The sequence below is a fragment of the Collinsella sp. SGI.180 genome (genome assembly GCF_050313455.1).
In the GTDB taxonomy this organism is placed as follows: domain Bacteria; phylum Actinomycetota; class Coriobacteriia; order Coriobacteriales; family Coriobacteriaceae; genus Collinsella.
The window spans coordinates 92,837-105,082 of sequence record NZ_JBNPLL010000001.1 but is presented as its reverse complement, the minus strand read 5'-3'; the positions used below and the strand labels follow the sequence as shown (position 1 = coordinate 105,082).

The window sequence follows — 12,246 nt, the reverse complement described above, 5'->3', positions numbered from 1 at the left end:
CATCTGGAAACTGCGTCCCGTTCTGTTGACTGATTCCGGGACACAGTTTCCGCTAGGACGGCGTTGCGGAAGCTGCATCCCATTCTGAGGCTGCAATCTGGGATACACTTTCCGGAACGGCGTTCATGGGGAAACTGCGTCCCATTCATGCACCGTAGCCCGCCTTCCTCGGCAGACTCTGCAAACAAAAACCGGTTGGAACGAGAATTCCAACCGGCTGCGAAGCGAGATTATGTTGGGCCGTCTACGACCGTGCGCCTTCGAGGAAAAAGCGACGGCTAAAGTAGTTGTACCAGGTGACCAGGAACGTGGCGATGGCCTTCATGGCCTGGTAGCCGATGCTCAAAAACGTGACGCCCACAAACATGTACAGGTCGTTGAGGCCCAGACCGATCACCGACAGGATGGTAAAGATCGTGAACTCGCGCTTACGGCTCATGCCCTCGCGATGGTCGAACACGTACTTCATGCTGAGCCAGTAGTTAACCACGACGGACGTGGTAAACGAGACCGTCGTGCTCATCAAAAAGTCGAGGTGGAACAGCTCGACGAGCGCAATAAGCATGCCCCAGTCGACGCCAAAGGAGATAAGGCCCACGACAGCGAACTTGAGGAACTGCTTGGTATGAGGTTGTGCCAGCGCGTTACGCACGTAATCACATCCAATGCGTTGATGAATCGAGCAACGAGATACTTTAGAGCTTTTGCATGGCAAACGTAAGGTCTTTGGCAAGAACTATACGAACTCGCCAAATATTCAAGAGGTAATCTGCAAACGTTGCAAATCTACCCGTAAACGAGCAAGGCCCAGGCAACGCTGCGCTCGACGCGCGTCATCCGCAGGTCCCCGTAGTGCAACGAGGAGGCCGAGCTATTTGGTCTGCTCGCCCTCTAGGAAGATCTTTCGCGTTACAAAGTTGTAGACCATGACGAGCGCGGTAGCGCAAATCTTGGCGATATTGGCCTCGAGGCCCAGGCCGGCGTTGAGGGCAAGCACGATGCCGTCGTTGAGCGCCAGGCCAATAACGGATAGCACGACAAAGATGATGAACTCGCGGCGGCGGCTCATGCCCTCCTTGTGTGCAAACACGTACTTCATGCTCGCGACGTAGTTAAAGATGAGCGAGACGATAAAACCGCTGGTGTTGGCGATCAAGATGTTGAGGCCCAGGCCGTAGTGGAGCAGATTCATGATTCCAAAGTCGATGACGGTGGCAACGACGCCGACGACGCCAAACTTTATGATCTGCGCAAGGAGCTTTTGCATGGTACCTGCCTTAGGGTGGCGCCGGGGCGCCGCGGGGATGACAAACCCAGCAAGTTTAACCAATCCCCGCAGGCGGGGCTAGGCTCGCTCCTCGATAGCACCGTTTCTATATGCATCGAGGAGCTGGCGCAGGTCTTGGATCTGACTGCGAATCTTGACGCCGGTATCGGTGTCGCTCACCATGCGGCGCCGGTCGGCCTCGTCAAAGCGGTTGGTCTCGCTCTCGATATCGATGTTGCGGGTGAGCGCCTCGGCAACGCTGGTAAAGGCCTGGTGCGACTTAAGGCGGCATCCGCGCGAGCTCGAGATGAGCGTGTAACCGGCGATGCCCGTTTTGGGGTGGTAGGCGCGACAGAAACCGCCGTCGATGACCAGCAACTTTCCGTTGGCGCGGATGGGCTGCTCGCCCTTGGTGGTCTTGACGGGCGTATGGCCGTTGATGATATGGCCCGTCGGCGAGCAAGCCATGGGGGCGACGCCAAACTCGCGCATGATGTCGTCGCAAACGGACGAGGACGTGGTGAGCGTGTAGTACGGGTCCATCGGCTCGACCCACGTGCTCTTGTCGGCAATGTAGGCGCGCTCGAAGGTGCGCACCACGCGTCCGCTGGCGGGTGAGTTAAAGCCGATCCACAGGTACCACATCCAGTCGAGGGCATCGCGGTCGCCGACGCGCCAGGCGCGGCGGGCGATATAGTCGCAAAAATCAAAATAATCGCGGCCGGCGTGCCAGGTACCCAGGCAGTTCATGCTGCTAAAGGTGCCGTCTTCGTTGAGCGGTACGCAGCCGTGGAACAGCAGATTGCCGTTGGCGACCTTATACATGGAGCCGTGGGTATAGAGGAAATCGATGTGGCGATGCAGATGATCGGCGGTGACAAATTCGGACACGAGCTTGTCGATGATGTGCTGCTCCTCGGGCGTGAGCGTGTAGGGGTCCGTTGGATCGACGGTGGGGAAGTCGTTGGTCGTGAGCGGCCACACGCTGCCGTCGGCGAGGGTGACCGTGCCGGTGTCGTGATCGACCTTGTCGAGCAGAAGACGGTCGGCCATGTCGAACTCGGGGTGGCGCTGGATAATCTGGCCCTCGAGCTTAAAGAGCAGAACGTTGATGGCTTTGATGAGCGGGCTGATGGGCTCGCCGGCGGTATAGGTGGCGTTGGCAAAGGCGACAAGCTCGCGCAGCGAGATGCCGTAGTCGTTCTCGAGAATCTCGTAGTTGTCGTAGCGCAGGTTGTTGCGTAGCACCGTGGCGATGCAGGCGGGCTCGCCGGCAGCGGCGCCCATCCACAACAGATCGTGATTGCCCCACTGAATATCGAGCGAATGATAGGTGAGCAGGCGGTCCATAATCTTGGCCGCGCCGCCGCCGCGGTCGAAGATGTCGCCCACCAAGTGCAGGTGGTCGACGGCGAGGCGCTTGATGAGTGAGGCGAGCGACTCGATAAAGTCATCGGCGCTGGCGGTCTCCAAGATAGATTCGATAATGCGCTCGTGATAACGCACGCGGTAGTTGTTCTCGTCCGGATGCGTGTGCAGCAGCTCGTCGATGATGTAGGCGTAATCGCGCGGGATGGCCTTACGTACCTTGGAGCGGGTGTAGCGGCTCGAAAGCGAGCGGGCAACCACAATGAGCTGGTTGAGCATGGTCTTGTACCAGGTGGGCGAGTCCTCGTGCCGGCTGCGGACCAGATCGATCTTCTCGCGCGGGTAGTAGATGAGCGTGCACAGCTCGCCCTTTTCGTTAAAGGAGAGCGTGTCGCCAAAGATTTCGTCGACATGCTCGCGCACGACGCCCGAGCAGTTGTTGAGGATGTGCATAAAGGCTTCGTACTCGCCATGCACATCGCTCATAAAATGCTCGGTGCCCTTGGGCAGGTTGAGGATGGCCGAGAGGTTGATGATCTCGGTGAATGCGGATTGCTCGGTGGGGAACTGTCTCGACAGCAGGCGCAGATACTTGAAGTCTTGCGGATTGCGATCGAATGCGACCATGAAACACCTTCCGATGTGGTTGGTAAAACTGATAAACAGCGTCAAACGTTTATCAGTATGCGCCGCTTTTGTTTCAATTGGGGTTAGGAGATTGAATTGTTGGCCGAACGGTTTGCTAAATCGATTTAGTCGAGGTAGATATGGCGGTTGAGTGGAGACGTAGGGCCGTATTTGCAGGCGCATACCTCCGGGATCGCTAGAGATGATGACGGTAAAGATGTTCACTATCTTTGGTTCAATTTGGTGAATAACGGACATTTGTACCGTATTCACGCATGCTGTGCGATAATTTGCGCAGCAATGAGTAAGGAGCCTCATATGAGTGATTTTGTCCTGACCTGTGAATCCGCCGCCGATCGAACCCGTGAGTTCTTTGCGTCGCGCAATATTCCTGTCGTGTGCTTTCATTACGAGGTCGACGATGTTGTCTATACGGACGATCTGTATCAGTCGATTACGCCGGACGAGTTTTTTGCTCAGATTGCCGCGGGCGCCATGCCCAAGACGTCTCAGGTGAGCGTGGGTGAGTACGAGGAGTTTTGGGAGCCGTTTGTTGCCGAGGGTAAAGACGTGCTGCACCTGACGTTGTCGTCGGGCATTTCGGGCACGTATGGATCGGCCTGCGTTGCGGCGCAGATGCTCGCGGATCGCTATCCCCAGGGCGGCAAGGTACGCGTCATCGATTCGCTGGCGGCGTCTTCGGGCCTTGGCCTGCTGGCGGAATGTGCCGCCGACGTTCGCGATAGCGGCGCTTCGCTCGACGAGACGGCCGCTTGGATTGAGGAGCATAAACTCAACCTTCACCACTGGTTCTTCTCGACCGATCTGTCGAGCTACCTGCGCGGCGGTCGCATTTCGGCCGCGAGCGCGATCATCGGCACGGCACTCAAGATTTGCCCGCTTATGACGGTCGATTGCGAAGGTGAGCTGGCGCCGCGTGAGAAGATTCGCACCAAGAAGCGCGCGATTTCCGAGATGGCTAAGACCATGATGGCACACGTGCAGGGCGGTGCGGATTATTCGGGTAAGTGCATCATGTCGCACTCGGCGTGTCGCGAGGATGCCGAGGCAGTTGCGGCGCTGATCGAGGAACAGGTTCCGCAGCTTAAAGGCAAGATTGAGATTAATGACATCGGTGCTCTGATTGGCTCGCATACCGGACCTGGTACGGTGGCGCTCTTCTTTATGGGCGACAAGCGCGTGGACTAACGTTTGTGGGCTGGCTGACGGTTTTAACGGCTACGCCTGTCCTCCTGACATTTGATAGCAGAAAAAGGCCCGTCCCGTTGTTTGCGGGGCGGGCCAAGATGTTTTGCTAGCGTTTCTTTCCGCGGAAGAAAAAGCCGTGCAGTGACGGCTTGAGTCCGCGGTTGGCACGACGCTCCTCGATATGATCGTGGATCGAGGCGACGCGTTCGATGACCTCGTCGGGAATCGGCACGTCGGGATTCATGTTCTCGACCTGGCTGACCTCGGCGGCGGCGACCTGGTCGATAATGGGCACATCGTCGCGCGAGATGACAGGCGTGGCGTCTTCCTTCATCTTGCGGTAGCGCTCCATCATGTCGGTTTGCAGCTGCTGGGCCGAAGGCGGCGTCCAGATGATAGCGTTGGCGCCGGCGGCGATGGTTTCACGGATGCTCTCGGGCGTCTTGCCACCCGGTGCGATGAGTGGCAGGCTGGGATAGTGCTCTCGCAGTTCGCGTAGGACCTGGGGTGTGTTTTTGCCGGCGGCGATGTTGAGGATCTTGGCCCCGGCGCGCACCTTGGCGTGGGCATCGTCATCGCAGCGAACGACCGTGGCGATGACGGGGATGTCGGCGATGTTGGTGATGTGCTCGACCATCTCGGCGGTAGCGGGGGAGTTGACCACGCAGCCTGCCGCGCCTTGCATCTCGGAGACGGCCGCCATCTGCACGGAGCGCTTACCGGTGGTGGTACCGCCGCCAACGCCCACAAAGACCGGGCACTCGGCAACAGTCAGCAGCGCCTGCGTAATGGCGGGCTGCGGCGTGAAGGGGTAGACGGCAAACACGGCGTCGGCATTGGAGTTGCGGATGACCGCCACGTCGGTGGTGTAGATGAGCGATTTGATGCGGCGTCCAAAGAGCGTAAAGCCGCTGGCCTCCTCGATCTCATCGGGCATGCGGAGGGCCGCCTTGCGCAGGCGCCCGTCGATGGGCAGCGGCTCCATGGGCAAAAGGCCGCTGGGGGTTACGGCCACCTGGGGCTCGGTAAATTCGTCCGCAAGCTCAACCTCTGAGAAATCGACCGAGGCGACGATGTCCTCGTGAACCTCGGCGGGAACATCGATGGGGGCTTGGTCGTTCGTCGCGGCGGGCGTGTCGAAGGAGCTGGTGGCGACAAAAGCGTCAACACGCTCGTTCAAATCGTTGAGAGAATCCATTGCGGTCCGTTTCTATAATGTGCGGTCGGCAGCGTGCGACCGGCGCTACGTTGCTAAAACGTTTGACGAGTTGATTTTTCCCCGCCGCGCTATCCGTTAGACCGAAGGGCCGGCGAACGTGAAGGAGCTGTGGTGGCAGGTTTTGAGGTGCTATCTTGGATGTCCCGTATACAAAAGAGAGGTGACGCGGTATGGAAATCTCGACATTATTGGGCTCGATTGGCCTATGCGTGGGCGCAATCGTAGCCGCCGCGGTCATCTACTTTGTGGTTACGGCCATTAAGGGCAAAAGAGCCGAGCGCAAGGAGCGTGAAGCGCTTGCGCGGCATAAGGACCAGCAGGACAGGCGCGCACGGAGATAGCTTGTTGAGTTGGTCCGTGCGCTAACTGCGTTTTCGGATCAAAGCGATGTAGAAGCCCTCAAAGTCGCGGCTGGGCGGGATGGTCAGCGTGCCGGGCATGCCGTTGGCGACGGTCGAGACGTGGCCGGTGGCGATGGCCTCGGTGAGGGCGTTGCTCTCGACGCGTGGCTCTTCGCCAGCTTCCTGAGCACGGCGCGTTTCGCTTTCGCTCGGCGTGCCGTCGAGGGGGATGAGCTCGCAGTCCATGTGCTTGTCGAGGGCCTCTTGCAGGGCGTCCTCGTTTTCCTGCGGCAAGATCGAACAAGTCGAATAGACGAGCGTGCCGCCTGGCTTGAGGGCGCCCATGGCGCGGTCCAGAAGCGCGCGCTGCGAGCGGGCGCACTTGCAGAGCAGCTGCTCGGTCAGGCCGCGCAGGCTTTTCTCGTTGCCGCTGATGACAGTGCCCGTGCCGGTGCAGGGGGCGTCGAGCAGGATGCGGTCAAAGCGGAAGAACTCGTCAAGCTCGCGTGCGTCGATGCGCATGACGGGCACGTTTTTGGCGCCCTGGCGGCCCAAGTTGGCCTCGAGCTTTTCGGCGCGGGGAATGCTCATCTCGCAGGCGGTGAGGTGCGCCTGTCCCTGGGTGAGGGCGGCGATCTGCGTCGTCTTGCCGCCGGGGGCCGCGCACATGTCCAGGATATCCTCGCCGGCCTGAGCGCCCAGCACTAAAGGAGGCATCATGGACGACAGGCTCTGCAGGTAGATCATGCCGTTGCGGTAGATGTCGAGATCCCACAGATCGGATACCTGGGCCTCGGGCAGGATGAAAGCGTCCGGGTACCAGGCAACGGTTTGGTGGGCGATGCCGGCTGCGTCGAGCGCGGCGGCGATGTCCTCGGCGGTTGCCTTGAGCGTGTTGGCGCGCAGCGTGACCGGGCGCGTGGCTGCGGCGCCAAAGCCTTCGATCATGAGCTCGGCATCGGCAGGCGCATAGGCGCCGGCGACCGTGTCGACCATAAAGCGCGGCAGGTCGGCGGCGGAGTGTTGGGCGGCAAGCTGGTCGGAAAGCTCGGTAGCGGCAAACTGCCTAAGCTTGAGCTCGGGCTTAACCTGCTTTTTCTGCTTACGACGACGCGGCTTGGACATCCGTCTTTCCTTCCCATTCCATTAAAAGTAGTCAATTTGGGACGGGGCTATTTTAGCTGCCCGTCCGTTTCGGCAGGCGTTGCAGTTAAATTTGGGACGGGGTAGCTAAAATAGCCCCGTCCCAAATTGACTAGTCTGCCTTGGCGTTTGTCTAGTACTGGCTCTCGTGCTTGCTGAAGAAGTCGAAGCGCGGGGGCAGCGGCTTTACGCGGTGCTCGCCGGGCTTCTCGCCCAGACTCTCCACAAACTCATCCGTGGAGGCAAAGATGTTATCCCAGCTAAAGAAGGCGACCGGATCGACGTCGAAGTACTCGCAGATGAGCTCGCAGCCGGCCGGCACAATACCGTGCATGAGCACGGTCGCCACGCGCAGCTCGGTAAAGGCGTCGACCAGTGCCTGCGTCATTGCGGTGTTTGCCTCGCTACCCTCGAGCTTGTTGGCAGCCTTGGAGGCATCGCTCCAGCGCTTGTTGGCGGCACGCAGGTAGTCGTCGCACACGGCGAGCGCGCGGTGCGTCTCGAACTTGTACATGGCCTGCTCAAAGGCGAGAGCTGCCTGCTCGGCGGCTTCGACCACGGTGGCGGAGGCGGCACCGGCGGGGATGCAGCCGTTGCGGTAGGGGCTCTCGTCGCCCTCCTTGACGGCGACGCCGTAGAAGCAGCTACGGGCCAGGCGGTTGAACACGCCGGTCAAAAGCGCGCTCTCCTTAAGGGCCGGGTCGATAACGCGCTTGTCGTCGCAGGCGCGCACCTCGTTGCCGTCCTTGTCCTTGCCGGTCACGCGTGTGTCGTATGCCTTGGGGCTAAAGCTCACTGGCTTCTCGGACAGGCCGAGCGACAGCCAATGCGCACGCATCTGCTCGCAGGTGTAGTGGTTGAGCAGGTCGTCTGCCGGCGGGGGAGGCGTCTGCGAGGACGAGCTTGCCTTTTTGCCCATGTAGAGCAGGTGATAGCAGGCGCTGACGGTGCTCTGCGTGAGGTTCCAACCCAGGGCCTCCCACATGGCGGTCTGCGCGATGCAGTAGAAGTAGATGTTGTCCTGACCGATAAACTGGTAGATCTGTGCGTCGTCAGAGCACCACCAGTCGCGCCAGTCGAGCGAGCTGTGCTGGTAGGTGGGCGCGGGGACCTGCGTGGAATCGGCGGCGGGCTCGCCCATGAGGGCGGCATCCTGGGCGGCGACGCCCTCGGTCACGCCGGCGGCGCGGGCATCGCGGGCGAGCACGGTGCGGGTGTAGCTGATGGGCGCCCACAGGCTCTCGGGCCAGCACCAGCAGGTGACGTCGGAGACGCCGTCGACCTGGGGCACCGGAACGCCCCAGTCGATGTTGCCGGTGATGCGGAAGGGCACGAGCGCCTTGCCGCTACGGAAGCGCACGCCGCCGTTGGCGAGCACCGCGTGGGCGTCGTCGCGCTCCTTCCAGCTGGGGAAGGTGACGGTAAAACTGCTCTTGTTGCCCTCGGGCTCCAGCACGGTGTGCTCGGGGAGCTGGTCCTCGACGGCGTCGAAGGCCTCGCGGAACTTGTTCTGGATGTAGAGCTGTGCCGGCAGCAGCCACTCTTCCATGGTCTTGGAGACCACGGAGCGAACCTGCGGGTTCTGGGCGAGCTTGGCGGTGTAGGTCTTCATAAAGTCGAGGTAGGCCGGCAGGTCGAAGTAGAGGTTGTCGACCGGGCGCAGCTCGGGCACCTCGTCGGTGAGCTGGCTCTTGGGCGCGATGAGCTCCTCGGGCTCAAACTGGTGGCCCAGGTCGCACTCGTCGGCATAAGCCTTCTCGGACTTGCAGCCTTGGATGGGGCAGCGGCCGATGACCTGGCGACCGTTGAGGAACGTGCCGGCCTTGGCGTCGTAGAACTGAAGGGTAGAGCGCTTGGAGATGGTGCCCTGCTCGTGCAGGCGCTCGATAATCTCGGCGGTTACCTTGTTGTGAATCTGGGCCGCCGGCTCAAGGCCCGAGCCGCCGTAGATGTCGCAGCTGATGTTGTAGTTGTTGAGGGTCGCGGCCTGACGGGAGTGATTGGACTCGACATACTCGCTAATGGACTTATCGTAGCCCTCGTTCTCCTTGAGCTTGCGGTAGCTCTCCATGATGGGCGAGCCGTAGCAGTCGGTGCCCGAGGTGAAGATGACGTTCTCGCGGCCCAGGCGGTCGCGCAGGAAGCGGGCGAAGAAGTCGGCCGGGACAAAGACGCCGCCAACGTGGCCAAAGTGAAGGCCCTTGTTGCCGTAGGGCTCGCCGGCGGTAACGATGGCGCGGCGAGGCCAGCTGGGACGGTCGTTCATGGAGTATTTGGATGCCATGGGACTCCTTCGCATATGGTGAGAGCGTGGCCGGGCGCAAGGCCTGGCGACGCGGTGGTCAATTCGTGCATATCGTTCGACATTATCGCACATGCGGACGGGTACGTGGCAGGGGCGCTATCCTAAGATGCTATGAATGAGATTTCCAACATACATGCGTTTGAAGACGAGGATTTCCTGCACGCTTGCTTTGTGTGGGGGATGGCCGTGCTTGGCGCATTTGCCGTGTGCCTGGTGCCGGTGTTTATGCTGCTGGGTGGGCCCGCGGACTTGGATGCGGCTGACGCGGGTGGCTGGACGGCCGTCTTGGGCTGGATAGTCGGTTTGGCTGCGGTTTCGGCGGCGTCATTTGCCGTGCACGAGTTGGTGCACGGCGTGTTCTTTAAGCTGCTGGCTCCTGCGGGCGCGCAGGTTACCTTTGGGGCGAACCTCGAGACGTGCATGATCTATGCCTGCGCCGAGGGCGTTGTGTATTCGCGCCGGCGGTACATGGCAGTTTGTCTGGCGCCGACGGTTGTCGTGACGACAGCGTTTACCCTGGGGTTTGCGTTTTCGGGCTATCCGCTGCTGTGCTACCTGGCAGCCGGCTTGCATTTGTCGGGCTGTGTGGGCGACTGGTATTACGTGCGGACCATTTTGCGCGACCGCCGCATTGTCGCCTGCGAAGATACGTCCTTTGGCGTTCGCTTTTTTGGTCAGTAGTCTTTTTGGGACGGGGCTATTTTGACTACTTTCCTGTTGATGCAGGTATTTGGAACTGCTTGACGTTAAAAGTAGTCAAAATAGCCCCGTCCCAAAAAGACTACCCTGGGCAAAGATTGGGAGGAGATGTCCATGAAGCCGCTGCTGCTGCATGCGTGCTGTGCGCCGTGCTCGCTGGAGCCGGTTCGTCTGCTGCGTGAGGAGGGGTTTGAGCCCACGATTTGCTGGACCAACCCCAATATTCAGCCGCGCGATGAATGGCAGCGCCGCTTGGACGAGCTGCGCCGGTGGTGTGCCGATGGCGACATCGAGCTCATCGAGGCGGGGGAGGACCGCGAGCGCTGGGAGGCCGGCGTGGCCCCGCTGGGCGCCGATCGACCCCGTCGCTGTCGTGCGTGCTATGCCCTGCGCCTGGCCGAGGCATGCCGTGTGGCCCAGGAGTGCGGGTTTGAGTTTGTGGGCACGACGCTCGCCGTCTCGCCGTATCAGTTGTTCGAAACCTGCAACGATGTGTTGGAGCGCTTGGCGGCGGCACATGGTCTCACCCCGGTGATTCGCGATTTTCGCCCGTATTATCCCGAGGCCACGCGTCGTTCGCGCGAGCTGGGCATGTATCGGCAGAACTACTGTGGTTGCCGATTCTCGGCCGTCGAGGCGGCCATGGACCGCGCCCGCATCCGCGACGAGCGCAAAGCGTCCAAAAAGTAGTCCTTTTGGGCTGGCAGCCTGCTAGGATGTAGAGCGGATTTTAGCTATATAAGGAGTATCCGACGTGTCTATGCGTACCGATGATTTTGACTACAACCTTCCTGAGGAACTGATTGCCCAGGCTCCTGCTGAGCCGCGCGACTCCTGCCGCCTGCTGGTGGTGGATCGCAAGGGCTCCCAGGCGGGAATGCCACTGGAGCATGGCGGCACCGTCGAGCACCGCATCTTCCGCGACATCATCGACTATATCGAGCCGGGCGACGTGCTCGTCATCAACCAGACGCGCGTGATGCCGGCCCGCCTTATCGGTCGCAAGGCCGGCTCGGGCGGCGTGGTCGAAACGCTGCTGCTCAAGCGCCGCGAGGACGTGGATCTGCTGGGTCACGTTTGGGAGTGCTTGGTCAAGCCGGGCAAGCGCTTAAAGCCCGGCGCTCAGATTGAGTATCGCGCCGGTGGCGCCCATGCGCCCGAGGGCGCGCCCGTGGTGCTGACGGCCGAGGTCGTCGACTTTGTCACCGATAGCCGCGGCGGCCGCCTGGTGCGTTTTGAGCCAGCCGGTTGCAATGCCGCCGGCGACCCGCGCACGCTCGACGAGGCCATCCATGCTGCCGGCCACGTGCCGCTGCCGCCCTACATTACCGATTACGAGGGCGATCCCGAGAAGTACCAGACCGTCTACGCCATGAAGGAGGAGCACTCAGCTGCCGCTCCCACGGCGGGCCTGCACTTTACTCCCGAGCTCATGGCCGCTATCGAGGCCAAGGGTGCGAAGTTTGCCGCTGTCGAGCTCGAGGTGGGCATCGATACCTTCCGTCTGGTGGAGGAGGACGACCCCACGCAGCACGTGATGCACACCGAGCGCTATCACGTGTCGCAGGAGGTTGTCGACGCCGTGCATAAGGCTAAGGCCGAGGGGCATCGCGTGATTGCTGTCGGTACCACCGCAGTCCGCTCGCTCGAGAGTGCGTTTGACGCGGACGCGCCGGTGTCCGATCCGGCTGTGACGGCGCGCTATTTTGAGGGCCGTAAGGACGGGGCCGACACGCTCGGCCGTGGTGACATCGTGGCGCGCGAGAACGCGACAACGCAGCTCTACCTCATGCCCGGCTCGACCTATCACGTGGTCGACGCGCTGATCACCAACTTCCATGTTCCGCGCTCCACACTCATGATGCTCGTGAGCGCACTTGCCACCCGCGATCAGATCATGGATGCCTATGCCGCCGCTATCGAGCAGCGCTACCGCTTCTTCAGCTTTGGCGACGCCATGCTCATTTTGTAGGTTCCGACGTTCTGCCGAACGGCGGACCGGCCGACGCTGCGCGGGCCGCATTTGGACAATCTGACGTTCAACTTCAAGGGCGCGACCAGAAGGTCA

At 61.0% G+C, this 12,246-nt stretch carries 11 protein-coding genes; 5 read left to right on the top strand and 6 right to left on the bottom strand.

Annotated features, from left to right (window positions below):
- Positions 1-244: 244 nt before the first annotated feature.
- The 3 genes from ACQRAP_RS00430 to ACQRAP_RS00420 all read right to left on the bottom strand — a co-directional run bounded on the left by ACQRAP_RS00430 (position 245) and on the right by ACQRAP_RS00420 (position 3,262).
- A complete protein-coding gene (locus ACQRAP_RS00430; protein ID WP_370450581.1) occupies positions 245-652 on the bottom strand; it encodes a GtrA family protein in 408 nt (135 codons plus the stop codon).
- 219 nt (positions 653-871) lie between these two features.
- Positions 872-1,267: a GtrA family protein gene (locus tag ACQRAP_RS00425; RefSeq protein ID WP_427728966.1), complete on the bottom strand. Its 396-nt coding sequence runs from the start codon at positions 1,265-1,267 to the stop codon at positions 872-874.
- 78 nt (positions 1,268-1,345) lie between these two features.
- Positions 1,346-3,262, bottom strand: coding sequence for a fructose-1,6-bisphosphatase (locus ACQRAP_RS00420; protein WP_427728967.1), 1,917 nt, complete (start codon positions 3,260-3,262; stop codon positions 1,346-1,348).
- Positions 3,263-3,580: 318 nt separating this feature from the next.
- Here ACQRAP_RS00420 and ACQRAP_RS00415 point away from each other — a divergent pair, with 318 nt between their 5' ends.
- Positions 3,581-4,471 (top strand): DegV family protein, encoded by an 891-nt coding sequence (locus ACQRAP_RS00415; protein ID WP_427794621.1) that lies wholly within the window; start codon positions 3,581-3,583, stop codon positions 4,469-4,471.
- Positions 4,472-4,577: 106 nt separating this feature from the next.
- Here ACQRAP_RS00415 and ACQRAP_RS00410 read toward each other — a convergent pair whose 3' ends face one another.
- Positions 4,578-5,669, bottom strand: coding sequence for a hypothetical protein (locus ACQRAP_RS00410; protein WP_427728970.1), 1,092 nt, complete (start codon positions 5,667-5,669; stop codon positions 4,578-4,580).
- 191 nt (positions 5,670-5,860) lie between these two features.
- On the opposite strand from ACQRAP_RS00410, the gene ACQRAP_RS00405 reads away from it, so the two are divergent.
- Positions 5,861-6,031 carry a hypothetical protein gene (locus tag ACQRAP_RS00405; protein ID WP_427794620.1) on the top strand — a complete coding sequence of 57 codons (171 nt, stop codon included), beginning with the start codon at positions 5,861-5,863 and terminating at the stop codon, positions 6,029-6,031.
- Positions 6,032-6,052: 21 nt separating this feature from the next.
- Here ACQRAP_RS00405 and ACQRAP_RS00400 read toward each other — a convergent pair whose 3' ends face one another.
- On the bottom strand, positions 6,053-7,156 hold the full coding sequence (locus ACQRAP_RS00400; RefSeq protein WP_427794619.1) for an RsmB/NOP family class I SAM-dependent RNA methyltransferase: 1,104 nt from the start codon (positions 7,154-7,156) through the stop codon (positions 6,053-6,055).
- Between the two features lie 151 nt (positions 7,157-7,307).
- Complete coding sequence (locus tag ACQRAP_RS00395) at positions 7,308-9,458, bottom strand: class I tRNA ligase family protein (protein ID WP_427794618.1); 2,151 nt, start codon at positions 9,456-9,458, stop codon at positions 7,308-7,310.
- Between the two features lie 132 nt (positions 9,459-9,590).
- Here ACQRAP_RS00395 and ACQRAP_RS00390 point away from each other — a divergent pair, with 132 nt between their 5' ends.
- The 3 genes from ACQRAP_RS00390 (at position 9,591) to queA (ending at position 12,150) form a co-directional block, all read left to right on the top strand.
- Positions 9,591-10,160: a DUF3267 domain-containing protein gene (locus ACQRAP_RS00390; protein WP_427719827.1), complete on the top strand. Its 570-nt coding sequence runs from the start codon at positions 9,591-9,593 to the stop codon at positions 10,158-10,160.
- Between the two features lie 132 nt (positions 10,161-10,292).
- The gene (locus ACQRAP_RS00385; RefSeq protein ID WP_427794617.1) at positions 10,293-10,868 is read left to right on the top strand and encodes an epoxyqueuosine reductase QueH; all 576 of its coding nucleotides are present in this window, start codon (positions 10,293-10,295) and stop codon (positions 10,866-10,868) included.
- A gap of 70 nt (positions 10,869-10,938) precedes the next feature.
- Complete coding sequence (gene queA, locus ACQRAP_RS00380; RefSeq protein ID WP_427794659.1) at positions 10,939-12,150, top strand: tRNA preQ1(34) S-adenosylmethionine ribosyltransferase-isomerase QueA; 1,212 nt, start codon at positions 10,939-10,941, stop codon at positions 12,148-12,150.
- The last annotated feature ends 96 nt before the right edge of the window (positions 12,151-12,246 follow it).

What these genes read in the sequence shown, in the direction of transcription:
- ACQRAP_RS00395 (WP_427794618.1), bottom strand. Translation starts at nt 9,458, where the DNA reads ATGGCATCCAAATACTCCATGAACGACCGTCCCAGCTGGCCTCGCCGC.
- queA (WP_427794659.1), top strand. Translation starts at nt 10,939, where the DNA reads ATGCGTACCGATGATTTTGACTACAACCTTCCTGAGGAACTGATTGCC.
- ACQRAP_RS00405 (WP_427794620.1), top strand. Translation starts at nt 5,861, where the DNA reads ATGGAAATCTCGACATTATTGGGCTCGATTGGCCTATGCGTGGGCGCA.
- ACQRAP_RS00400 (WP_427794619.1), bottom strand. Translation starts at nt 7,156, where the DNA reads ATGTCCAAGCCGCGTCGTCGTAAGCAGAAAAAGCAGGTTAAGCCCGAG.
- ACQRAP_RS00420 (WP_427728967.1), bottom strand. Translation starts at nt 3,262, where the DNA reads ATGGTCGCATTCGATCGCAATCCGCAAGACTTCAAGTATCTGCGCCTG.
- ACQRAP_RS00390 (WP_427719827.1), top strand. Translation starts at nt 9,591, where the DNA reads ATGAATGAGATTTCCAACATACATGCGTTTGAAGACGAGGATTTCCTG.
- ACQRAP_RS00410 (WP_427728970.1), bottom strand. Translation starts at nt 5,669, where the DNA reads ATGGATTCTCTCAACGATTTGAACGAGCGTGTTGACGCTTTTGTCGCC.
- ACQRAP_RS00415 (WP_427794621.1), top strand. Translation starts at nt 3,581, where the DNA reads ATGAGTGATTTTGTCCTGACCTGTGAATCCGCCGCCGATCGAACCCGT.
- ACQRAP_RS00385 (WP_427794617.1), top strand. Translation starts at nt 10,293, where the DNA reads ATGAAGCCGCTGCTGCTGCATGCGTGCTGTGCGCCGTGCTCGCTGGAG.
- ACQRAP_RS00425 (WP_427728966.1), bottom strand. Translation starts at nt 1,267, where the DNA reads ATGCAAAAGCTCCTTGCGCAGATCATAAAGTTTGGCGTCGTCGGCGTC.